The organism is Bacillus sp. DX4.1 (assembly GCF_030348195.1).
In the GTDB taxonomy this organism is placed as follows: domain Bacteria; phylum Bacillota; class Bacilli; order Bacillales; family Bacillaceae_G; genus Bacillus_A.
Genome location: NZ_JAUCFT010000008.1, coordinates 493,294 through 516,116, shown reverse-complemented (window position 1 = coordinate 516,116; position 22,823 = coordinate 493,294). Strand labels below are relative to the sequence as shown.

Here is a 22,823-nt window from a genome sequence, read left to right as displayed (position 1 = left end):
TTTCATCGTTATAACGAAATAAATTTGTTAAATATCATAATATAAAATTTATTTTAAAACAATAGAAAATTCCCTCATTTATATATTCTTTTCATTTTTTTCTGTTTTATACTGAAATTATACGTATTTATTCCGAAACAGTTTTACAAATTGATGAGCAATCATACCGATAATTGTGCCTAATAAGACAAAGAAACACGCAATCGCATACCCCATTCCATCCCAGCCACCAATCGCAAAAACTGTAACGGGGAAGAAAACAAAACAGAGGAGCATTAAAATAAGTGCAAATGTAATATCAAATCTTCTATGTGGAAATTGTTTCTTTAATAAAAAAGAAACAGTAAACACAATAAGAATCGTTACAGCACCAATAATAAAAAATGTTTCAAATCCATTCATCATATTCCATCCTTCCATTCATTTCCTTATACTTATTATATGTTGGAAAATTCGAAAAATAAATAATAAACTTTTTTCAAAAACAAGTTTTTATAACCAGGTATTAATAGTAATATATATTAATACCTTTTATATATATTACTCCATTTTGATTTTTCGACATATAAGCCGCGGCTATGGATAACAAAAGGTGACCTGTACTCGTTTTCTCTCTTTGTTTTCACTTGGCATAGCAGGAAAAGGATCTGACCGCTTCTATGCATGGCCGGATGCTCTCTCCCACCTAAAAAGAAGGAGTTTATGTCGTTTTTTTAATTTGTATCTATATAAATGGGAGGTATATTCTATGGACAAATCGTTAACGGAACATGTGATTATTTTATCTTTTGACTGTTTATCAGCTTTAGATTTTCCTATACTACAAAAACTTCCTCATTTTCGTTCTTTAATAGAGCGAGGCGCCCTTGTCCGAAAAGTAGAAGGGATTTATCCTTCCGTTACCTATCCAAGCCACGCCACCATTGTAACTGGTAATTACCCTGTCAAACATGGTGTTGTAAGTAATACATTACTGCAGCCTGGAAGGGAATCCCCTGATTGGCATTGGTATCGCCGTTCTATTAAAGGAACCACCTTATATGACGAAGCAAGCAAAGCAAAATTAACAACTGCGGCACTTCTATGGCCTGTTACAGGTAGGGCAAAAATCGACTACAACTTACCAGAAATTTTTCCAAACAGACCGTGGCAAAATCAAGTTCTCGTTTCATTATTTAGCGGAAGTCCATGGTATCAACTAGATTTAAATCGTCGTTTTGGCCATATTAGAAATGGATTGTCACAGCCTGAGCTTGATGATTTCGTTCTCGCTTCTGCTGTACATACCATTCAAACAAAAAAACCTAACGTCATGTTTGTTCACTTTACAGATTTAGATACACAGCGGCATTATTATGGATTTTCTTCGGACGAAACGACAGCCGCTATTCATCGTCATGACGAAAGACTAGGAAAGATTATTCAAGCATTGAAAGATAGTGATATATACGAAGAAAGTACAATTATTGCCCTCGGTGATCATAGTGCTTTAAGTGAGAATAAAGCCATTCAGTTAAATGTTCTTTTTCATCAAAAAGGACTGATTTTCGTTAATCCAAAAGGAAAATTAACAGATTGGAAAGCATATTGCCAAAGCTGTGATGGTTCAGCTTACGTGTATGTAAAAGATAAAAATGATATTGAAACCATTCAAGCTGTGCAACTGCTTCTTGAAGAACTTCTCCAAGATAAGAAAAACGGAATTGAATTTATACTACATGATGAAGAGGCAAAAGAACGCGGAGCTGATGGCCATTGTCTCTTTATGCTCGAAGCAAGAGAAGGCTATTACTTTGTAGAAAACCATACAGGAGACTTGATAAAAGAAATCACGAAAAAAGATGTTGATTCTAGCAAAAAATATACGTTTGGGACACATGGTTATTCTCCAACAAAACCAAACTATGCAACTATTTTTATGGCTGCTGGGAAAGGCATTCGCCCAGGAGCAGTTATTCCCTATATGCGTCTCATTGACGAAGGACCTACCATTGCACGATTGCTTGGATTACACCTTGGTGAAACAGATGGAACTGTGATAGAGGGTTTACTTCAATTGTAAAGAAATATGTACATATGTAAAAGTTACGTAAAACTTACCTCTGCTTCTCTTTTTATGATTTTTATTTTGTACACTAATGTTAGAACAAATTTGAGGAGGAACGTGATATGAAAAAAATGTCCAGACAAGAAAAGAGCTGGATATTGTATGACTGGGCAAACTCGGTATATTCGCTCGTCATTACAACTGCACTATTTCCGATTTATTTCAAAGCAGCCGCAAAAGAGGCTGGAATTGCTGGAGCAACTTCAACAGCTTTTTGGGGATATGCTAATTCTTTCTCTACACTTTTAATTTCTATTCTTGCCCCAATTCTTGGTACAATTGCCGATTATAAAGGGTTTAAAAAACGATTTTTCACATTCTTTTTTGCACTTGGTATTATATTTACAACGATGTTATCAGTCGTCCCAACATCACAGTGGTACTTATTGCTAGGGTGCTATATGCTTGCTTTAGTTGGATTTGCCGGAGCAAATATTTTCTATGATGCATTTTTAGTTGATGTTACAACAGAAGACAGAATGGATCGTATTTCAACACGAGGCTTTGCATTAGGGTATATTGGAAGTACGATACCATTTATCGGTTGCATCGCTCTTATTATTATGGCACAAAAAGGAACCATCCCATTATCTGTCGGCATTGCAAGTCAAATTTCATTTGCCATCACAGCACTTTGGTGGGGACTATTTACGATTCCAATGCTCAAAAATGTAGAACAAATGCATTATATTGAACGTCATCCAAAACCAATTAAAATGAGCTTTAAGCGTTTAGCTCATACATTTAAGAACATCCGTCAATACCGAACTGTATTTTTATTTCTCCTTGCTTACTTCTTCTATATTGATGGTGTCGATACAATCATCACAATGTCCACGGCTTATGGAACGGACCTTGGTATAAGCGCGACAAACTTACTTATCATTTTATTTGTAACGCAGATCGTTGCTTGTCCATTTGCCTTATTGTACGGGAAACTGTCTGAAACATTCAAAGGAAAGAAAATGTTATATATCGGTATCATGATTTATATCATTATTTGTGCATACGCTTATTTTTTAAAAACAACACTCGATTTTTGGATTTTAGCAATGCTTGTCGCAACTTCTCAAGGTGGTATTCAAGCATTAAGTCGCTCTTATTTTGCGAAGCTTGTACCGAAAGAATCTGCTAATGAATTCTTCGGTTTTTACAATATCTTTGGTAAATTTGCAGCTATTATGGGTCCTGTTCTAGTGGGTGTAACAACTCAACTAACAGGGAAAACAAATGTTGGTGTACTAAGCATTATCATTTTATTTATTATCGGTGGATTTATATTAACACGCGTACCAGAAGACGTAGCTTCCGTTACACCACCTGCCCCAAAGTCAGAAACGTTATAATATAAAAAATGTCCCATTCTATATGAATGGGGCATTTTTTATATTTTCATCTTCTATATATTTAGATAGAAACAACTTATCAACGATTGTGCCTAACACTTCAGCTAAACGGAACGCAAGCGCTCAACTCGGATTGTATTTATCCCGCATTAACAGGCAGTAAGGCCCTCATTCATCCCCTTCCCTGCCAGCGGGCCACTCCCTGCACACGCTTGACGGCTTGACGAAGAGGACTTCTGTTGAAGTACTGCTAAAATTAGATTTTAGAGCGTCTTTACCACGGCCTCATGCTTTTCTCCCATGTTCATTCGTAATATTGGTAAAATTGCAAGTACAATGAAAAGCATCGCTATACAAAATACAACAATGAGTGATGTCAGTTCCTTCAATCCTCCGGCTAAAGAGGTTCCAATTAACATGGTACCCATGAATAACGGTAAAATGGTACCATTTACACGCCCCACCATATTTTCTGGTACCATTTGAATCATAAGCGTTCCAACAACAATATTAACGCATGCTAAACAAATCCCTGTTCCAAATCGCATCATACTAGTGAGCCAAAACGATGTAGATAGGCCCTCAACAAGAAACGAAATGGCCAAGACTGTCATACCAAATACAAACATTTTTTTTGGATTTACTTTCGAAGCAAATACTGCTGCCACCACGCCTCCGATTAACATACCCATTCCATCAGCAGCTGTTAAATATTGCACAGCTTCCTTTTCCATCCCTAATCGCTCAATAACAAGAAACGCTTCTAGTGGTTGTGTTAACCCAACTGCTAAACCAATAATAGAAAAAGCAATCGCAATCATCAATAGATTTTTTGTTTGAAGAACATATTTCCATCCTTCTTTTATATCATTCCATAATGAAACGCGTGCAGTTTTTTCTTTTTCCATCCACTTTGGCAAAAATGAAAGACAGATAGCAGATAACATAAATAAACCAATTAAACTATATAGTGAAACAAAAAGTCCAAGCTGAGTATAAACAATTGTCCCTACAACTGGCCCAAAAATAAGGAATATTGACTGTAAACTTTGACTCATTGCAATAGCGGTTGCAACTTGTTTCTCTTCTACATGACGCTTAAACACACGCGATGATGAAGGTTGTGAAAATTGGCCGACGACCGCTGAAACAAACGTTATAAAAAATATAGCTTCCCAATAGTCAACTTTTAATAATAAGACAATCCCAACGATAGATAACATACTTAACATATCTCCAGCCACCATCGTTCGCTTCGGGTTCCAACGATCTGCTAGTGCTCCGCCGATAAAGGAAAAGATAAAAATTGGCGCATATTCCATAACAGATAATAATGAAACAGAAACAGGATCATTATTTGTTTGTTCCATCACAAAATACAAAAGTGCCATATTCCGAATCCAAATTGCAAACTGCTGTAAAATATCAGAAATCATAACAAGCATAAATGCTCGATTTTTAAATAAATCTCTCATTATATCTCCCCACTTTCTAAACCGACCGTTCAGTCTATTTTAATATAGAAGAAAAGCTGCTGATTATTCAGCTGCCATTCCTTGTAACAATACATCAATTGCTTTTTTATAAATTCGTTTCATTTCTGTAGAATCTACTTCGTAGTAAAGAACACCAAGGCCAGATAATAAACCATTTACGATATACATAAGATCCCGTACATCATCTTGACGGAATTCTCCTGATGCCATTCCTTCTTCAATTAACGTTTCAAACACACGATACGATTCTCTTGTCAATGCTATCATTTCATCCATAATATCTTTGCTTACAACTTGACTCGTTACAAACTCTTCAACCGCGCTAAATATAGGGTGTTGCGTATCTTCTACATGATACTCAGCAAGACCATATAATTTTTCGGTACTCGTACGATATTGCTTTTCTTTTTCTGTCCACTTTTCAAGCCAATCGTACGTATGTTGTTTTACCACAAATAGGAACAATTCTTCTTTACTTTTAAAGTGATAATAAATACTGCCCTTACTACGCTCTGTAATTTCACAAATATCTTCCATAGATGTTGCAGCATAGCCTTTTTGTGAAAATAACACTTCTGCTTGATAAGCAATTTCTTTTTTTATTTCTTCTGCACTTTTTCTCATTTGCACACCTCACTAAACCGACCGTTCAGTCTAATATTAACAAATATAGAACCTCTATTACAAGAGGCCCTATTCCAATCTGTCAAAATATATTTTCAAACCACATACGGATTGTATGAATGATGCCCACTTTGAATGCGAATTTACCGATAACTACCGCTCCTGCTGCTAATAAAAATAGAGCCATTTTTCCTTTGTTTTTTACTTTTGGTTTCTTTTCCATTCCCATTGCTCCTATAGTATTGTTTTTTCTGTATTATATAATATACACTACATAAATAATTGTCTACTACTTGAAATATATTAAACAAACGTTTGTTTAGCTTATTCCATGCGGTTTGAAGTCTACTAATCAAACGTTTGTTTAAAAAAGAAATACGTCCTGAAAGAGCGTATCACACATTAATCTCCGCCACCATCGCCGCCAGAAGAACCGCTGTCTCCACCAAAAGAGCTACCGCAGTCATTTGAACTATCAGATCCCGCAAAGAAAAACGGTGTAGAAGTCGTAGCCGAGCTATCGCCCGTATCTGATTTATATAATTTTTGCTTACGCTTACTAGATCTGACTTCTTTTGCAATCATTCCGATTACAATAAAAATGAACAACGCACCTATTGCAATTCCCATGTAAAACGCCTCCTTCCACTATTGAAATAGTTGTAGCTTTCGATCTATCTTCTCTAACGAAATAAAGTGAAACTTTAATCAGTGGGGGTTTTCTTCATCTCCCACTGATTATTAGCCCTAACCAATCGGGCTTTTATGGGCAGTTTATCCCCCACCTAACTTCTTGGCTTTCTGCAGAAATTTGAGATGGGGGTTTTACTGCCCGTTAATGCAGGATAAAACGTGATTCACGTAATATCTCTTTGCCTTCATAAAATAATAAGACCATTGGTGCTGTAAATACTAAATACTTCGCTGAAATTTCTTTCATATCCTGCAATGAAACGACAATATCTTCCACATCTTGATATTGTTCCAGCAAACCGCTCACCTTCTCTAGCCTCACATCACAAACACCACAGTTTTCTGTTTTTATAAAGTGAAACTTTAATCAGTGGGGATTTTACTGCCCATTAATGCGGGATAAATAAGAATAGCAACTGTTTTTCTTCAATATATGCCACTAATTCTTCTTTCGTCTGAAATTTTTTCATACAGTCCCTCTTAACGTAGTTTACGGAACAATCGGTCTTGATACATACGAAAAGACGATGTTCCTTTTATTTTCCGCTTTTCCATTAGCTGCTGAAAACGAAGAGATTTTGCAGTTAACTCTTCTTTTAATTTTGCTCGTTCCGTTTCATCGTAACAACAAGCGATTAGATCCTCTATTTTCAATATATCCTTTTGCAATTCCATCTCTGCTGGGATCATTCCAGCGTTTTTCAAAATTTTGTAGCTCATTCTAAGATCTGGGGGTACCATTGAAAGATCTTCTAGTTGCAGCGGTTTTCCTTTTCCAGGAAGATCATCAAAATCACCATTATTTATTGCCTGACGAATTCGTTCCTCAGCAGGGCTCAAGAAAATATCCATGTCATTCCCTCCTTTACCTATTTTTACTATTATTTTACATGAAAATTTAAAATGCGGTGTCTCTTATGATAGAGACACCGCATTTCTATTAATCTTTTTTTAATTTCCTAGCAATCCCGTTACCAAAAGATTGCAGGCCTTGAACAAGAATAATTAAAATAAAAACTGTTGCATACATTACTTCTGGCTCATATCGTAAATGCCCAAAACGATATGCTAAATCTCCAAGTCCACCAGCCCCTACTAGTCCAGCCATAGCTGTTGCACCAATTAATCCAATCGTCGCAATTGTCAAGCCGAGCACAAGAGATGGACGGGACTCCCTAACCATTACGTGCCAAATAATTTTTATAGTGGAAACTCCCATTGCTTGATATGCTTCAATCACACCACGATCTACTTCTAATAATGCTGTTTCCATTAAACGTGCGATGTAAGGAGCAGTAAATACAACAAGCGGCACAATTACACCTTTTACTCCAATTGTTGTTCCCATGATGAGCTTTGTAAATGGCAAAATAAAGAATAATAGAATAATAAATGGCACAGATCGAATAATATTAATAATCGTATTTAAAATAGGATATACAAGTTTATTCTCATGCTGACCACCTGGTCTTGTTAAGACAAGCGTTACGCCAATCGGTAAAGCAATAATGATAGATATGAGCAGTGAGATAGATGTCATTTGGAATGTTTGAATGGTTGCCTCCCAAATGATTGTACCCCATTCAGCCAAAAAGGATTTGCTTTCCATGTTCTTCTCTGCCTCCTTCTACGATGATTCCTTGTTCCTGTAAAAACACTAGTGCTCGGTGCACTTCACTTTTTTCTCCCTGCATATGAACAATTAACTTTCCATATGCCTCGTGTTTTAGCTGCGTAATATTACCAGATAAAATATTGGGATACACTTGGAATCGTTTTGTTGCTACTGCAAGTGCCGGTTCACCAGAAGAGTTCCCGATGAAGGAGAGTGTCACAATTTCACCCGTATCCTTTAGCTCCGATTGTAATGCCGCTGGAATTTTGGCTGCAAAAGCACTGTTTACAAATTTTTTCGTCGTTGCATGTTGCGGATTTGTAAAGACCTCCTTTACTGTACCACTCTCTACAACTGCCCCATGCTCCATCACAGCAACGCGATCACATATACGCTGAATCACATTCATTTCATGTGTAATCAATAAAATGGTAATTCCTATTTTTTCATTGATCTCTAATAATAAATCTAAAATAGACTCTGTTGTCTCGGGATCTAGCGCACTTGTCGCCTCATCACTTAACAACACTTCTGGTTCATGTGATAATGCACGTGCGATCGCAACACGTTGTTTTTGACCACCAGAAAGCTCACTTGGATAGGCATCTTTTCGATCAAAAAGACCGACGATGCGTAAATATTTTTCTACCCTATTTTCAATTTCTGTTTTCGAAATCCCCGTAAGCCGTAAAGGCAAGGCAATATTTTCATACACAGTTACTGTTTTTAATAAATTAAATCCTTGAAAAATCATCCCGATTTTTTGTCTTGCCTTTGCTAACTCTTTTGTAGATAAGGTTGTTAAATCACTTCCGTTTATATTTACATGACCTGTAGTCGGTTTTTCTAATACATTCACACAGCGGATTAATGTACTTTTACCAGCACCACTGTAACCGATAATACCGAATATTTCTCCTTTTTCCACCTTTAGAGAAGTTGGTTTTAGAGCTTCGACTTTTCCTTTTTTTGTTGTAAATATTTTGGATACATTTTTCAATTCAATCATCGTAATCAGCTCCTACCAGGACGGCAATACAGAACCATCGAATTTTTTCTCAATAAACTCTTTCACTTCTTTAGATTGATAAGCTTTCTTTAATTTTTTCACAGCTGCATCGTCTTTATTTTCCGTACGAACAACAACCCAGTTCACATACGGTGAATCTTTTCCTTCTCGGAAAATAGAATCTTTCGCTGGATTTAGTTTTGCACCTAATGCAAAGTTCGTATTAATGGCCGCTGCTTTTACTTCATTTAGCTGCGTTGGTAATTGTGATGCTTCTAATTCAACAATTTTTAAGTTCTTTGGATTTTCAATCACATCTTTTGCAGTTGCTTTTTCTGTTGCTTTTGGATCAACTTTTAAGACACCTGCTTTTTCAAACAATTTCAATGCACGCAATTCATTTGTTGGATCATTTGGTACCGCAATTGCATCTCCGTCTTTTAAATCCTTTACATCTTTAATTTCTTTGGAATATACGCCCATTGGAAATGTTACAGTCGAGAACGCCGCTGTTAATTTCATCTTTCGTTCTTTTTTAAAGTCATCGAAATAGGTCTTCGTTTGAAAACTATTCACATCAATTTCTTTTTCATCTAACGATACATTCGGCATTACATAATCGTTGAACACCTTTAATTCCAATTGCAAACCATCTTTCGCCGTTACTTCTTTTACCTTCTCAAAAATTTGTTCATGCGGTCCGCCCGTTACGCCGACTATGAGTTTCTTCTCATCCAGCGCTTTTGCTTCCCTCCCAGCATCGGCACTACATGCTCCTAATAGTAATACCGCTCCACTTGCAATACTTAACAATAACTTCTTCATATACAATTCCTCCTCAATCTCTCTCTTTTCTACACAAAAAACACCTCTCTAATAAGAGAGGTGTCGAATAGATAAAATAGGCTCCTCTCTTATCTTCCAAAACGAAAATCGTTTTGCTGGAATTAGCACCTTCGCTCATAATAAAATTTATGAGCTGGGTTGCCGGGCATCATCGGGCCAGTCCCTCCGCCACTCTTGATAAGAGTATTTTTATAAAATTTTTAAAAAACTATGGTACTAATAGTAAATCTTACGAAAAATTTTGTCAATACTATTTTTCTGAATATACTTTATTTACGAATATTGAATATAATTTCTATTTTCTTCAAATATCGTTTTTCCAACTAAAGTAAAGAGATTTATTTCTCATTTGATGATTCCTAGAAATAGTGTCAAAACTGCTGAGCAATAATCATATACAAGGTATACCCATAATTAATATACTAAGTAACAGCAAATACTCTATACAGACAAACGAAAAGAGGTTACATTGTATGTACGAAAAACAAGCTATACAAACCCTACTATTATCTCAGATAGAAAAACTATCTCAATCCTTTCATTACGATTTTTTATATGAGAAAGAAGAACAGGGAACACTATGCCAAATCCTTTTAAGAGATGATAACGGATCAATCGTAGCTACACCACTTAGTTTTCATATGTTGATAAACGAAGCTACTGGTAAAGGCGAACTTATTTTTTATAACGAACATGGTGAATTTCATCGCCAAAAATTTGATATTTATACAGAAGACAGCCTCGTCAAGTTACTATTATTTATTCAAGAACGTTTACAAGTAAACCATTAAAAGGTAATAAAACAGCTACATGGAAATGTAGCTGTTTTATTATTTTCTTCCCTGCTTCTGTTAGAGAAGATGTGTAAAAGGATTGATATAGATTTCTTTTTCTTCTTACTAAGATAATTTATGATTTTCACATTGCGTTCCTAAATAGGCTTCTCTCTTATTTTTTAGTAAATTCAATAGGTCCATTCATTTCCTCCATATCCCAAACTCGAGTCACCCAAGACTCATAAAAAGAAGGTTCATGAGAAACGAGTAAAATTGTTCCTTTATATTGTTCTAATGTTTCTTTTAATGCCTCTTTCGCATGCACATCTAGATGATTCGTTGGCTCATCTAAAATTAAAACATTACTCCTCATTAACATAAGCTCACATAAGCGTACTTTTGTTTGCTCCCCACCACTTAAAGAGCTAAGAGGCTGACGTATATGCTCTTCCTTTAATCCACACTTTGCTAGAGATTGACGAATTTCTTTCTGGTTCATATCTGGCCGCCCTGACCATACTTGCTCAAGTGGTGTAATTTCTTTTGCAAACTCTTCTTGAGCAAAATATGCAGGTTGTACCTGCTCTCCAATTTGAACTGTCCCACTTAACGGTTCTAGTTGTCCAAGTAACGTTTTTAACATTGTTGTTTTTCCAATTCCATTATGACCAACAATCGCAATCTTTTCGCCTCGCTTTATTTGTAAATCAAACGGTGGAAATAACGGTTCTGTATAACCAATTTGTATTTGGTTTGCTTCTAATATACGGCTCACCGGATCAGTATGAACTTGGAACTGAAAGCGCAGCTGTGGTACTGCGTTAGGCTTTCCTATCCTTTTTATTTTGTCTAACACTTTCTCACGACTTTTTGCTTGCTTTGCATTACGATTTTTATTTTTTTGAATAAAAACCTCTAATTTTCCAATTTCCTCTCGTTGTCTTTCGTACGCTGCTTGTAATTGTTGCTTACGTTGTTGGTAGCTTTGTAAAAACACTTCATATTTTCCTGTATACCGGTTTATCTTTTGTCCCTCTAAATGATAAATTACATTCGTAATTTTATTTAAAAATATCTCATCATGCGAAACAACAATATAAGCATGTTCATACGCTCGTAAATAAGATGTTAACCACTCTATATGAACTGTATCTAAATAGTTTGTCGGTTCATCTAATAGTAAAACTTGTGGCTGCTCTAAGAGTAGTTTACCTAACAATAATTTTGTACGTTGCCCACCACTTAGCTTCGTAACATCTTTGTTCATACCTAAATTGAACAATCCTAATCCAGCTGCTACTTCTTCTATCTTTGTATGAACTTGATAAAAATCGGAACTCTCTAATATACTTTGTAATTCTCCATATTGTACTAACAACTTCTCTAATTCCGTTGCTTCTGACATCTTTTCGGTAATTATCATCATTTCACGTTCGACAGTATATAAATGAGAAAATGCACTTTGCAAATATTCCTCAATGGTTGTTCCTTCTTGTAAATCAATGTGCTGCTGTAAAAAGCCAATTTTCACATGCGGGAACCATTCAATTTTCCCTGCATCCGGTAAAATTTCTCCTGTTAAAAGGCGAAGCAATGTTGATTTCCCTGCTCCATTACTTCCGACAAGCCCAATATGTTCACCTTTTAATAATCGAAAACAAGCATTATAAAAAACTGTTTTATCGCCGTACGTATGCGTAAGATTTTCTACTGTTAATACACTCATTTCATTCTCTCCTTTTTGCTTCGAATAAAAAGCCAAATAGAGAGAACAGCAAAAATAAAGATATTATTTAATTTCATATATAAAAATGGGTAAGGTGAACACACCTTACCCATTACAATTGATTATCGTAAAAAAGGATTAAGGCTCTTTATCTGCTGTCTTCAATTTGGCTTAAACTTAAAAAATGGGCAGACTTCTCCCGCATCAAGCTAAAACCATTTGAAGAACAGTTGATAAAGTCATCTTATCCTTTCACTCCTTTAAAAGTCATTATTGTTACATAATAAGCATGCTCCATACTCTTATATTTTATTCGTCATGAATTGTTTTATTCCTCTTTCCTTCTATCTTTTTCTTTAAAAATTTCTTCCAAACAAAAAAACCACTTAACAGTCATTATACAAAAAACTGTTAAGTGGCTTTCATTACTTCCGCATATAAGGAGCTAATATCTCTAAAATTTCAGCTTTATCTTCTTTTAGTTCCAGAGATGTTAACATATCCATCGTACGAGGACGAGGTAAGTTTACGTTTACCTCACCTACAAGTGTTGCTGGTCGTTGCGACATAATAAACACACGATCAGATAATAAAATCGCTTCATCTAAGTCATGCGTTACCATAATAATCGTTTGTTTTTCTTGATGCCATGAATCTAGCAGCCAGCGATGCACCTCCATTTTTGTAAATGCATCTAGCTTACCAAATGGTTCATCAAGCAGCATAATAGGCTTTTCGCATAAGTAGGTACGCAAGAAACTAATACGCTGACGCATACCACCTGATAGCGCATCTGGATAGTGGTTCGCATATTCAGAAAGACCAAACTGCTTCAATGCTTCCATTCCTTCTGCGAGCCGCTCTTTCTTTGCTTTCCCATCAATCTCTAGGGGAAGAACAATATTTTGCAAGGCAGAGCGCCATGGCAAGAGAAGATCTTGCTGCGGCATATAGCTTACGATATCTTGCTTTTTAACAGGCACATCGTTATAAACCACTTCACCGCTAGTTGTCTCTTCAATACTGGCAATCATATTTAATAACGTACTTTTTCCGCAACCACTCGGTCCGACGAATGAGACAAATTCTCCTTCTTGTATGGAGGCACTAATCTTTTCTAGCACATTTTTCCCATCAAATGCTTTCACAATATCTTTTATTTGTAATCCGTTCATTTTTCATTTGGAAGGAATTCATTTGTAAAGGCATCTTTTACATCAATTTTCTTTTTAATGACTTTATTATCATGTAAGAAATTCATGTAGTTCGTCCAAACTTCTTCCTTCTGTACTCCCCATGCTTTTGCATCGTCTTGGTATTTCGTACTTAACCATTTTTGGCTTTCTTGTACTAACTCTTTATTGATGTCTGGTACATTTTTAATTAAAATATCAGCTGCTTCTTTCGGCTCTTTAATTGCAAAGTTATAACCTTCTGCTGTTGCGGTCATGAATTTTTTCACAAAATCTTTATCTTGTTTTGTATGTTTTTCACTCGTAATAATTACAGGACTATAAAAATCCAGTGCTGGATCTAAATCTTTTACCATCACGGTATTTAATTCTTTTCCTTGACGTTTTGCTTCAATGCCGTCCCAGCCATAATAAATCCATTCAAAATCTGCATCGCGGCCAATCGATTTAAAGAAGTCTGTTTGGCCAAGAACAATTTTCTCTACTTTGCTAAAATCAGCATTATGTTTATTCATAATTGTTTTTAACGTTGCTTCTTCCGCTGGCGCACCCCAGCCTCCATAACGTTTACCTTCGAAGTCTTTTGGAGAGGTAATATTATCTTTTTTAAGTGAAGCGAAAGCAGATGTATTATGCTGAATAATTGCTCCAATTGAAACAACTGGAATCCCTTCAACGCGAGCCGATGTTACATTTTCTTGATAGCTCACACCGAAATCTGCTTTCCCTGATGCAATCATTTGTTCCGCAGACACGTTATCTCCTGGCTGAATGATTTCCACATCTAAGCCTTGCTTTTTATAATAATCTTTCGTCTTCGCTACATATAAACCAGTATGGTTTGTATTTGGAAACCAGTCTAAGACAACTTTTACTTTCTTCTCTTTATCTGCACTCTCTTCTTTCTTCGCTGAAGAACAACCGACCACGCCAACTGCTAATAAAGCTGCTAGCATGACTTTTAATCCTTTTTTCATTTTTTATCGTCCCTTCTGTATACCCATGGTGCTGTTAGTCTTGCCATAAATTCTACGATAGAATACAAGAGCAATGTCACCATTACGATAATAGCTGCAATGCCAAATACACGAGCTGTTAAAAAGGATTTCGTTGCACGTGTCAGCATAACGCCTAATCCTTCGCTCGCCCCAAGCCATTCTCCAATAATTGCTCCCATCACACTATATGTAACGGCAATTTTCAACCCTGAGAAAAAATATGGGAGGATCGCTGGAAATTTCACCTTTTGATACACTTGCCATTTTGTCGCACGCATTGTCTGTAATAGCTTGAGCATGTTTTTATCAACTGTTTGAAAGCCTTCTAAAATACTAAGAGCAATTGGAAAGAAACAGACGAGAATAACGACCATCACCTTTGGCAGCATTCCATATCCGAACCAAATAATAAACAAAGGCGCGAGCACAACAATCGGAATCGTTTGCGAAATAACGAGTAACGGATTAATTAAAATGCGAAACAATGGAATAACATCCATAATAATTGCAATACTCGTTCCAAGTAGAATCGCAAAAAACAATCCTATTACGACTTCTTGCAGTGTTTGCACCGTATTTGGTAATAATAAATCCTTCATCCCAATAAGCTCTTGTACAATTGCAGAAGGCTTTGGTAAAATCCATGGTTCAATTTTAAATAATGAAACAGATCCTTCCCATATAGCAATGAGAAGGATAAGCCAAATCGTTGTAATTGTTATGTTAGATCGCTTCTGGTTTTGCATATTCATCACGGTACTTCCAAACTTTTTCATCAATTGATACACCAGTACTTGGACGATAGTGAATTTTAATAGAAGTAATAACTTCTTCTGCTCCAGCATCGACGCAAGCTTGTTGTGCACGTTTAATTACGTCAAGAAGTACGTCTAATTCTCCTTCCAGTGTTGTTTCCATAGCTCCCACTTCGTAGCGAACACCAGATTGTTGCACAACTTCAATTGCTTTATCAACAACGGCATATAAATCTTTCGTTTTTGCTTGTGGTACTACTGAAAATGAAATCGTAACTTGTTGTGACATACTAAAATCCCCCTTGCAAAATATGTTTAGTAAAAAGAAAAGGCTTTCCTATGATTACGTAGGAAAGCCTTGTATGCAAGTTATTGTACAATAACGTTTGCTTACATCACTTTAAGTAACTCCCTACGCTGGCATTATCCAGATCAGGTTGAGGGTCGATACATTCTTGCATCCTCTCAGCCAATTGGCTCCCCGTTCTTAATTCGTTTTCATTGTAGCATGATTTATTTTCTCAAACAAACAAATAAGATGTTTCTTGTTTTCTTTTTTTAAACAATGACACATATAATGAAACAAATCGATCAAAGCTTTTTCTTCATTCTGTCCGTATGCTCTACTAAATAGAAAAAACCACCTGTGAATGACCCCCTCCTTAACATTGGGCATGCCCTGCACATGCTTGCGGAAGGGGACTTCTGTTAGAGTACTGTTAAAGACCAAAATGATTTATCCCGCATTAACGGGCAGTAATACCCCCACCCCAAGATTCTAAGGAAACCAAAGAAGATAGGTGGGGGATAAACTGTCCGTAAAAGCCCGATTGGTGAGGGCTAATAATCAGTGGGGGATGAAGAAAACCCCCACTGATTAAAGTTTCACTTTATCTTATTCTATTTAAAATACGAAATATGGCGTCTATCTATATAAATACAAATTAAAAAACCGACATAAAACCCTTCTTTTTAGGTGGAAGAGAGCACCCGGCTATGCATAGAAGCGGTCAGATCCTTTTCCTGCCCTAGACATAGTGAAAACAAAGAGAGAAAACGAGTGCAGGTCACCTTTGGTTATCCATAGCCGCGGCTATATGTCGAAAAATCAAAATGGATTTATATAGTTCTATGTTTTTCCTAACTCATATTTCTCTTAATCCCCTTTCTATATACGGATAATAGAAAGGGGATTATTTGCATATACATCCTACTTACTGAAATCATCCAGTCACTGACTAGCTGTTCTTCCTCTTACCCTCTATCGTTTCTTCTCCTCACTTTTCAGAAATTGATCTTCCATGATGAATAAGTTATACATCATCTTCATTTTTTATTATATCTTTATATAAAAATATTTAATTTTAATGATTATTCTTTCAAAATAATTTCACTAAATATAGTGAATGTTACTTTTTATGTGTTATATAATTAAAAAGGTTTATATACAAAGCTTTCATTTGTTTAATTTAATAATTATCATTCAAATTAAATTATTCAAAAATATCTTACCATATGGATTTTGGAGGTATTTTATTATGTTTTGGCTACAATTTATCACCTTACTACTCTGTATTTTTATCGGTGCACGCCTTGGCGGTGTTGGCCTAGGAGTAATGGGCGGTGTTGGTATGGCGATACTCGTATTCGTCTTCCATCTACAGCCTACAGCTCCCCCAATTGACGTTATGTTGATGATTTTAGCAGTCATTACAGCTGCTGGTTCACTACAAGCTGCTGGTGGAATGGATTATCTTGTCCATCTTGCAGAAAAAGCACTTCGTAAAAATCCAAAGCGTATTACATTCTTCGCACCAATTGTGACATATTTATTTACATTTTGCGCAGGAACTGGTCACGTTGCCTATTCCGTACTCCCTGTTATTGCAGAAGTATCGCGCGAATCAGGAATTAGACCAGAGCGTCCGATGTCGATTGCTGTAATCGCCTCACAGCAAGCAATTACAGCAAGTCCAATCTCTGCTGCAACTGTTGCACTTCTAGCAATGCTAGCTGATTATCAAATCACATTGCTAGACATTTTAAAAGTGAGTATTCCTTCTACATTTATTGCTTGTATGTTAGCAGCTTTCGTTGCAAGCAAAATGGGTAAAGAATTAAATGAAGATCCAGAATACTTACAGCGTTTAAAAGAAGGTATGATTCCTAAACTCGAAGAAAAGAAAGCATTTAACGGCACAAAAGGTGCAAAACTATCCGTTCTTCTTTTCTTATTCGCAACAGTTTTTGTTGTTCTTCTTGGTTCATTTGAAGCACTTCGTCCAGGCTGGATGGTAGATGGGAAATTGGTTCGCCTATCGATGCCTTACACAATTGAAATGGTCATGCTTACAATTGCTGCCCTTATTATTATCTTCTGTAAGCCAAATGTAGAAAGCATTGTGTCTGGCAACGTCTTTAAGGCTGGAGCTACAGCCGTTGTTGCAATTTTCGGTATCGCTTGGATGGGTGATACATTCTTCAACGGAAACTTAAATATCATTCAAGGATCGATTCAGCAATTAGTAACAAGCGCACCTTGGTTATTCGCCATCGCACTATTTATCTTATCTATTTTACTGTACAGTCAAGCTGCAACAGTCCGTGCATTAATGCCCCTCGGATTGTCACTCGGCATTTCACCAGCACTACTGATTGCAATGTTCCCAGCAGTAAACGGTTATTTCTTCATTCCAAACTATGGAACAATCGTTGCTGCCATTAACTTTGATCGTACAGGAACGACTCGTATTGGAAAATATGTTTTAAATCATAGCTTTATGATTCCCGGTCTTGTCGCAACATTCGCCTCTATTGGAATTGGTATGCTATTAATTTCAATCATGTTTTAAATCATTCAAAAAGCACAAACCTTTTTATAACAAAAGGTTTGTGCTTTTTGTGTTAAAAGTTTAATCAAACGTTTGTTTAAATTTTCATTCGATGATTTCCACGTTATATCCTTTCTTTTCTATCCCACTTAACACTTCTTCAATATGATTTTTATCCTTCGTTTCTAGCGATAAATAAAGCTGTGCATACCCTGGGAACACCTTTGTTCCAATCCTCTCTAAATGAATATGCAGTACGTTTGCTTCAAAACTTGTTACAATTTCGAGTAAATGCTGCAGATGTCCTGGTTTATCTTTAATTGTTGTTGCAATATGAACAAAGCGCCCTGCTTCAACCATTCCATGCTCAATAATACGAGTAATAAAGTTTACATCGACATTACCGCCACTTAAAATCGAAACAACCTTTTTCCCTTGAACAGGAACTTTTTGATACAGCAATGCAGCTAACGAACTAGCTCCTGATCCTTCTACTAATAACTTATTGCGTTCAAGTAGCATTAACATCGTTCTCGCAATTTCCATTTCATCCACACAAAAAATATCATCTACGTAACGCTGTACAAGCTGAAACGTGAGCTCCCCTGGCCTTTTCACTGCAATACCATCTGCCATAGTTGGCGTGGATTCCACTGTAATGACTTTCTTTTCTTGTAAAGATTGCTTCATGCCGGGACAAGCAAGTGCTTGTACACCATATATTTTTACTGATGGCTTTTGTTCTTTAATAGCCATCGCAACACCTGCAATCAATCCTCCGCCTCCAACGGGACAAACAACAGCATCCACATCATCTAACTGCTGCAATATTTCTAATCCAACTGTCCCTTGCCCAGCAATCACGGATTCGTCATCAAACGGGTGAACAAACTTCGCTCCTGTTTGTTCTTTTAAGTCTAGTGCATAAGCTAACGCATCATCAAATACATCACCTTGTAACTCCACATGTGCACCGTATCGCTTTGTCGCAAGCACTTTACTAAGCGGAGCACCTTTTGGCATCACAATCGTACAAGGAATGCCGAGCATATTACTAGAATAGGCGACTCCTTGCGCATGATTCCCAGCTGATGCTGCAACTACACCATTATCCAATTCACCTTTATCAAGAGAAACCATTTTATTATAAGAACCACGCACCTTAAAAGAACCAGTCTTTTGTAGATTTTCAAGCTTCAAATACACTTCATTATGTGATAACTGGCTAAATGTACTTGAGTAATCTAATGGTGTCGTATGTACAATGCCTTTCATTTTTTCATGAGCGGCTATAATATTTTGTAATGAAATCATGGTGTCGCCTCCGAAACGAAATAGATTCATACAGGTTAGTTTGAGCGGCACGGTTTGTTTTATACTGTAGAGTGACAATAAAACTGTTTAACCACAAATTAGGCCGTGTGAATGACCCCTCCTTAATACTCTTACGAGTTCTTTGAAGAAGGGGACTTCTGTTGGAGTACTGTTAAAATGCTGAAAATAAGTAATAAATTCTTGACTCTCTCGTTACGGGATATTTTATATTCAATTGTATCTTAAGTTAAAGGGGTGTAAGCATGATGGAATCTTATCCTATGCCTTTGTTTGTAAAGCTTTCAATAAGTAATATGGACAGTTCACTTAGCTGGTACAAAGATGTTCTTAATTTTGAATCTGTATTTGAGCTACCAGACAAAGACGGCAGAATTGTAATGGCTCATATTCGAGGTAAGAAGTATCAAGACATAATGTTGGTATCAGAAAAAAATGATCAGGAATCTAATAAGAAAGGAATCGTTCTAAACTTTACAGTAGAAGATGTTCATCGTTTTTTCGAGAATGCAAATAAGATGAATGCAGAGGTGGTGGAAGGCCCCATTGACCGTCCATGGAATGCTCGCGAACTTATTTTAAATGACCCAGATGGTTATCTTATAACACTTTCCATGCAAATAGATCCGGAAATGACTATGGATGATATCGTCGATCAAGTTAAAGCATAATGAATTGCAATAAAAAAGAACCCCTTCTTCGCATTAAGAAGGGGTCCTCTACAAATAAATTTGCTTTTCAACTTATTATTTTTTCACTTGTTCAGCCAATCTCTTCGCACTATTATAAGGAGAATCTGCTAAACTAATTGCGGAAATAATCGATACTCCATCTGCACCTGCTCCAACGACTGAAGCCGCATTTTCAATTGTAATTCCACCAATGCCGACAATCGGTATCGTAATACCTGCTTCTCTAAAACGATGAAGACCATTCGTTCCTTGAACTGCTTTTGCATCCTCTTTTGTGCTCGTTGGAAAAATCGGTCCGACCCCTAAATAGTCTGCACCATTTGTAATTGCAAAACGTGCTTCTTCTATTGTATGAGCGGATACACCGACAATCTTATCTCCCATTTTTTCACGTACTACCGTAATTCCTTCATCATCTTGACCAACATGAACACCATCGGCATCCAGTTCGATTGCTAATTCCACATCATCATTCACGATAAAAGGAACATCATATTCTTTGCAGAGCGCTTGTAGTTGCTTTGCCAATTGAAATCTATCTTCCCCAGTTAGCGCTCCTTCGCCTTTTTCACGAAATTGAAAAAGTGTAACTCCACCATCGAGCGCTTCTTTCAATACCTGTAATGGATCTTTCTGGCAATTGTTACTCCCCATAATAAAATACACTTGTAACAACTCGGATATATGTTGTTGATCAATGCGCGCCATTTTTCTCATCCCTTCTTAACGAATTTCTTCTACATTTCCATATTGTTCAATATCAGCTGCAGTAACATTTGCTAACTGATTGAGAAATTCAATTTGGAAACTTCCTGGTCCTTGCTCCACTGTTTTGCTTGCTGCAATTTCCGCTGCTACGCCATAAAACGTTAAAGCTGCAACTGCCGCCTTCACATAATCTTTTTCAACCGCTGCAAATGCCCCCATTACAGATGTTAATAAGCAGCCTGTTCCTGTTACTTTCGTTAAGATTGGATGACCGTTACGAATGATAACGGTTCGCTCTCCATCTGTTACAATATCTTCTTTTCCGGTAATCACAGCAACTGTATCTACCTCATCAGCTGCTTGCCTAGCAATTCCTACAACATCTCCACTTCCAGCTCCTGCATCGACACCTTTAATCTCCCACTTTTCATTAATAACATTTGCAATTTCTGCTGCATTCCCGCGAATCATCGCTAATTTCACTTCACTTGGAATGTGTCTTGCTACTTCTGTTCGGTACGATGTAGCCCCGGCGCCAACTGGATCAAATAATACAGGTACATCATGTGAATTCGCTGATTTTCCGGCAATCATCATCGCTTCCACTTCTTCTGGACGAAGCGTCCCCATATTTAAGACAAGTGCTCCCGCAATACTAGCCATTTCCGCCACTTCTTCTTTTGCATATGCCATCACTGGTGATGCTCCTAATGCAAGCAAACCGTTAGCCGTAAAGTTTGTCACAACAACATTCGTAATATTATGCACAAGTGGATTAGACTCTCTCACTATTTCCACTACTTTTGCGATTTCTTGAATCTTCATTCCTTTTCCATCTCCTTGTTTCAATATTGGGAGATACAACAAAAAGACACTTCGCGTATGCAAAGTGCCTTAACATGTGCTTTTACACTCTCCCTACGCTGGCATTACCCAACAGGTTCAAATGGTCAACGACAGCTTAGCCGTACTCTCAGTTTGCATCCGCAAACTCCCATGTTCTATCTACTTATTTCAAAGTCTACTCCTGTATCGAAAGAATGACAAGGAATAAGAAAAAGTAATATATATATAAATCTATTTTGATTTTTCGACATATAGCCGCGACTATGGATAACAAAAGGTGACCTGCACTCGTTTTCTCTCTTTGTTTTCACTATGTCTGGGGCAGGAAAATGACCTGACCGCTTCTATGCATGGCCGGATGCTCTCTCCCACCTAAAAAGAAGAGTTTTATGTCGGTTTTTAATTTGTATTTATATAGTAAAAGCTTTATTTCGCTACAGATAATCCGGATATGGATTGATATCCGATGCACACTGGTACCCCATCATAAGGGTCATTAATAATACGTGCATCAATTTGGAAAAGTTCTCGCAATACATCTTCTTTCATAATAAGAGACGGCGTACCTTCTGCAACCACTTTTCCATCTTTCATCGCAATCATATGGTCTGAAAATCTTGCAGCATGATTAATATCATGTAAAACCATAACAATCGTTCGGTGCGCTTCTAAATTCAGCTCACTAATGGTATTTAGGATTTCAATTTGATGACATAAATCAAGGAAAGTTGTCGGTTCATCAAGTAGCAACACATCCGTATCCTGTGCAAGCGCTAATGCCAACCATACTTTTTGACGCTGTCCACCAGATAAGCTTCCAATTTCTCTTGATCGATATTGTAATAACCCTGTTTTTTCTAATGCCCACTCAATCATTTCTTTATCTTCCGTTGTTAAACTATAAAAGCCTTTACGGTGTGGATAACGCCCATACGCAATTAACTCTTCTACTTGTAACTCATACGGTGCGACCGGGTTTTGTGATAAAACAGATAATTTTTTTGAGATATCTCTCGTATGGATTTTTTGCATGTCTTTTCCATCTAGGTACACCTGACCTTTTGTCGGTTTTAACATGCGGCCAATTGTCTTTAATAACGTCGATTTACCACAACCGTTCGGTCCAATAATTGTCGTTATTTTTCCTTTTGGTAATTCTAAAGTTAAATCCTTATAAATCGTATTTTTTTCGTAGCCAGTTTCTAATTGTTCTACTTTAATAATACTCAT

23 protein-coding genes, 1 pseudogene, 2 riboswitches and 1 other annotated feature (1 of these 27 running past the window's edge) are annotated in these 22,823 nt (G+C 36.8%); of the genes and pseudogenes, 5 read left to right on the top strand and 19 right to left on the bottom strand.

Annotated elements, in window-relative coordinates; translation table 11 throughout:
* Positions 1-15: a binding site (T-box leader), on the bottom strand (it extends 193 nt beyond the left edge of the window).
* A 102-nt stretch (positions 16-117) separates the two neighbouring features.
* A complete protein-coding gene (locus QUF99_RS05970; RefSeq protein WP_289369030.1) occupies positions 118-402 on the bottom strand; it encodes a YesK-like family protein in 285 nt (94 codons plus the stop codon).
* Between the two features lie 346 nt (positions 403-748).
* On the opposite strand from QUF99_RS05970, the gene QUF99_RS05965 reads away from it, so the two are divergent.
* A complete protein-coding gene (locus tag QUF99_RS05965; RefSeq protein ID WP_289369029.1) occupies positions 749-2,062 on the top strand; it encodes an alkaline phosphatase family protein in 1,314 nt (437 codons plus the stop codon).
* Positions 2,063-2,169: 107 nt separating this feature from the next.
* Entirely contained in the window at positions 2,170-3,453 is a 1,284-nt protein-coding gene (locus QUF99_RS05960) for an MFS transporter (RefSeq protein WP_289369027.1), read from the top strand.
* Between the two features lie 263 nt (positions 3,454-3,716).
* Here QUF99_RS05960 and QUF99_RS05955 read toward each other — a convergent pair whose 3' ends face one another.
* The 9 genes and pseudogenes from QUF99_RS05955 to QUF99_RS05915 all read right to left on the bottom strand — a co-directional run bounded on the left by QUF99_RS05955 (position 3,717) and on the right by QUF99_RS05915 (position 9,715).
* The gene (locus QUF99_RS05955; protein WP_289374579.1) at positions 3,717-4,931 is read right to left on the bottom strand and encodes an MFS transporter; all 1,215 of its coding nucleotides are present in this window, start codon (positions 4,929-4,931) and stop codon (positions 3,717-3,719) included.
* Between the two features lie 60 nt (positions 4,932-4,991).
* The gene (locus tag QUF99_RS05950; RefSeq protein ID WP_286123400.1) at positions 4,992-5,573 is read right to left on the bottom strand and encodes a TetR/AcrR family transcriptional regulator; all 582 of its coding nucleotides are present in this window, start codon (positions 5,571-5,573) and stop codon (positions 4,992-4,994) included.
* Positions 5,574-5,655: 82 nt separating this feature from the next.
* Positions 5,656-5,796, bottom strand: a complete 141-nt coding sequence (locus tag QUF99_RS05945; protein WP_289369026.1) for a histidine kinase — start codon at positions 5,794-5,796, stop codon at positions 5,656-5,658.
* Positions 5,797-5,975: 179 nt separating this feature from the next.
* A complete protein-coding gene (locus QUF99_RS05940) occupies positions 5,976-6,203 on the bottom strand; it encodes a hypothetical protein (RefSeq protein WP_289369025.1) in 228 nt (75 codons plus the stop codon).
* Positions 6,204-6,408: 205 nt separating this feature from the next.
* A pseudogene (locus QUF99_RS05935) lies at positions 6,409-6,736 on the bottom strand (thioredoxin domain-containing protein).
* Between the two features lie 10 nt (positions 6,737-6,746).
* Positions 6,747-7,118, bottom strand: coding sequence for a DnaJ family domain-containing protein (locus QUF99_RS05930; RefSeq protein WP_289369024.1), 372 nt, complete (start codon positions 7,116-7,118; stop codon positions 6,747-6,749).
* Between the two features lie 88 nt (positions 7,119-7,206).
* Entirely contained in the window at positions 7,207-7,875 is a 669-nt protein-coding gene (locus QUF99_RS05925) for a methionine ABC transporter permease (RefSeq protein ID WP_289369022.1), read from the bottom strand.
* Positions 7,850-8,890: a methionine ABC transporter ATP-binding protein gene (locus tag QUF99_RS05920; RefSeq protein WP_289369021.1), complete on the bottom strand. Its 1,041-nt coding sequence runs from the start codon at positions 8,888-8,890 to the stop codon at positions 7,850-7,852. Before QUF99_RS05920 ends, QUF99_RS05925 begins: the two co-directional genes overlap by 26 nt.
* A gap of 12 nt (positions 8,891-8,902) precedes the next feature.
* Positions 8,903-9,715: a MetQ/NlpA family ABC transporter substrate-binding protein gene (locus QUF99_RS05915; RefSeq protein ID WP_289369020.1), complete on the bottom strand. Its 813-nt coding sequence runs from the start codon at positions 9,713-9,715 to the stop codon at positions 8,903-8,905.
* A gap of 86 nt (positions 9,716-9,801) precedes the next feature.
* A riboswitch (SAM riboswitch) is annotated at positions 9,802-9,920 on the bottom strand.
* A 289-nt stretch (positions 9,921-10,209) separates the two neighbouring features.
* Between QUF99_RS05915 and QUF99_RS05910 the strand changes: the two genes are divergently transcribed.
* Complete coding sequence (locus QUF99_RS05910; RefSeq protein WP_289369019.1) at positions 10,210-10,527, top strand: hypothetical protein; 318 nt, start codon at positions 10,210-10,212, stop codon at positions 10,525-10,527.
* Between the two features lie 157 nt (positions 10,528-10,684).
* Here QUF99_RS05910 and QUF99_RS05905 read toward each other — a convergent pair whose 3' ends face one another.
* From QUF99_RS05905 to QUF99_RS05885, 5 genes are all read right to left on the bottom strand, one after another.
* Positions 10,685-12,238, bottom strand: coding sequence for an ABC-F family ATP-binding cassette domain-containing protein (locus QUF99_RS05905; protein WP_289369018.1), 1,554 nt, complete (start codon positions 12,236-12,238; stop codon positions 10,685-10,687).
* Between the two features lie 425 nt (positions 12,239-12,663).
* Complete coding sequence (locus tag QUF99_RS05900) at positions 12,664-13,413, bottom strand: ABC transporter ATP-binding protein (protein ID WP_289369017.1); 750 nt, start codon at positions 13,411-13,413, stop codon at positions 12,664-12,666.
* Positions 13,410-14,408: an ABC transporter substrate-binding protein gene (locus QUF99_RS05895; RefSeq protein WP_289369016.1), complete on the bottom strand. Its 999-nt coding sequence runs from the start codon at positions 14,406-14,408 to the stop codon at positions 13,410-13,412. The genes QUF99_RS05900 and QUF99_RS05895 overlap by 4 nt, the downstream gene beginning before the upstream one ends.
* Positions 14,405-15,181, bottom strand: coding sequence for an ABC transporter permease (locus tag QUF99_RS05890; protein ID WP_289369015.1), 777 nt, complete (start codon positions 15,179-15,181; stop codon positions 14,405-14,407). Before QUF99_RS05890 ends, QUF99_RS05895 begins: the two co-directional genes overlap by 4 nt.
* Entirely contained in the window at positions 15,153-15,473 is a 321-nt protein-coding gene (locus QUF99_RS05885; protein ID WP_286123387.1) for an MTH1187 family thiamine-binding protein, read from the bottom strand. The genes QUF99_RS05890 and QUF99_RS05885 overlap by 29 nt, the downstream gene beginning before the upstream one ends.
* 103 nt (positions 15,474-15,576) lie before the next feature.
* Positions 15,577-15,677: riboswitch (TPP riboswitch) on the bottom strand.
* A gap of 1,045 nt (positions 15,678-16,722) precedes the next feature.
* Here QUF99_RS05885 and QUF99_RS05880 point away from each other — a divergent pair.
* Positions 16,723-18,036 (top strand): anaerobic C4-dicarboxylate transporter family protein, encoded by a 1,314-nt coding sequence (locus tag QUF99_RS05880; protein ID WP_289369014.1) that lies wholly within the window; start codon positions 16,723-16,725, stop codon positions 18,034-18,036.
* Positions 18,037-18,120: 84 nt separating this feature from the next.
* On the opposite strand, the gene ilvA is transcribed toward QUF99_RS05880, so the two are convergent.
* Complete coding sequence (gene ilvA / locus QUF99_RS05875) at positions 18,121-19,329, bottom strand: threonine ammonia-lyase (RefSeq protein ID WP_289369013.1); 1,209 nt, start codon at positions 19,327-19,329, stop codon at positions 18,121-18,123.
* A gap of 263 nt (positions 19,330-19,592) precedes the next feature.
* On the opposite strand from ilvA, the gene QUF99_RS05870 reads away from it, so the two are divergent.
* Positions 19,593-20,018 carry a VOC family protein gene (locus QUF99_RS05870; RefSeq protein ID WP_289369012.1) on the top strand — a complete coding sequence of 142 codons (426 nt, stop codon included), beginning with the start codon at positions 19,593-19,595 and terminating at the stop codon, positions 20,016-20,018.
* A 75-nt stretch (positions 20,019-20,093) separates the two neighbouring features.
* Here QUF99_RS05870 and thiE read toward each other — a convergent pair whose 3' ends face one another.
* The 3 genes from thiE to QUF99_RS05855 all read right to left on the bottom strand — a co-directional run bounded on the left by thiE (position 20,094) and on the right by QUF99_RS05855 (position 22,823).
* Complete coding sequence (thiE, locus tag QUF99_RS05865; protein WP_289369011.1) at positions 20,094-20,747, bottom strand: thiamine phosphate synthase; 654 nt, start codon at positions 20,745-20,747, stop codon at positions 20,094-20,096.
* A gap of 15 nt (positions 20,748-20,762) precedes the next feature.
* Positions 20,763-21,572, bottom strand: coding sequence for a hydroxyethylthiazole kinase (thiM, locus tag QUF99_RS05860; protein WP_289369010.1), 810 nt, complete (start codon positions 21,570-21,572; stop codon positions 20,763-20,765).
* 447 nt (positions 21,573-22,019) lie between these two features.
* Complete coding sequence (locus QUF99_RS05855) at positions 22,020-22,823, bottom strand: ABC transporter ATP-binding protein (protein WP_289369009.1); 804 nt, start codon at positions 22,821-22,823, stop codon at positions 22,020-22,022.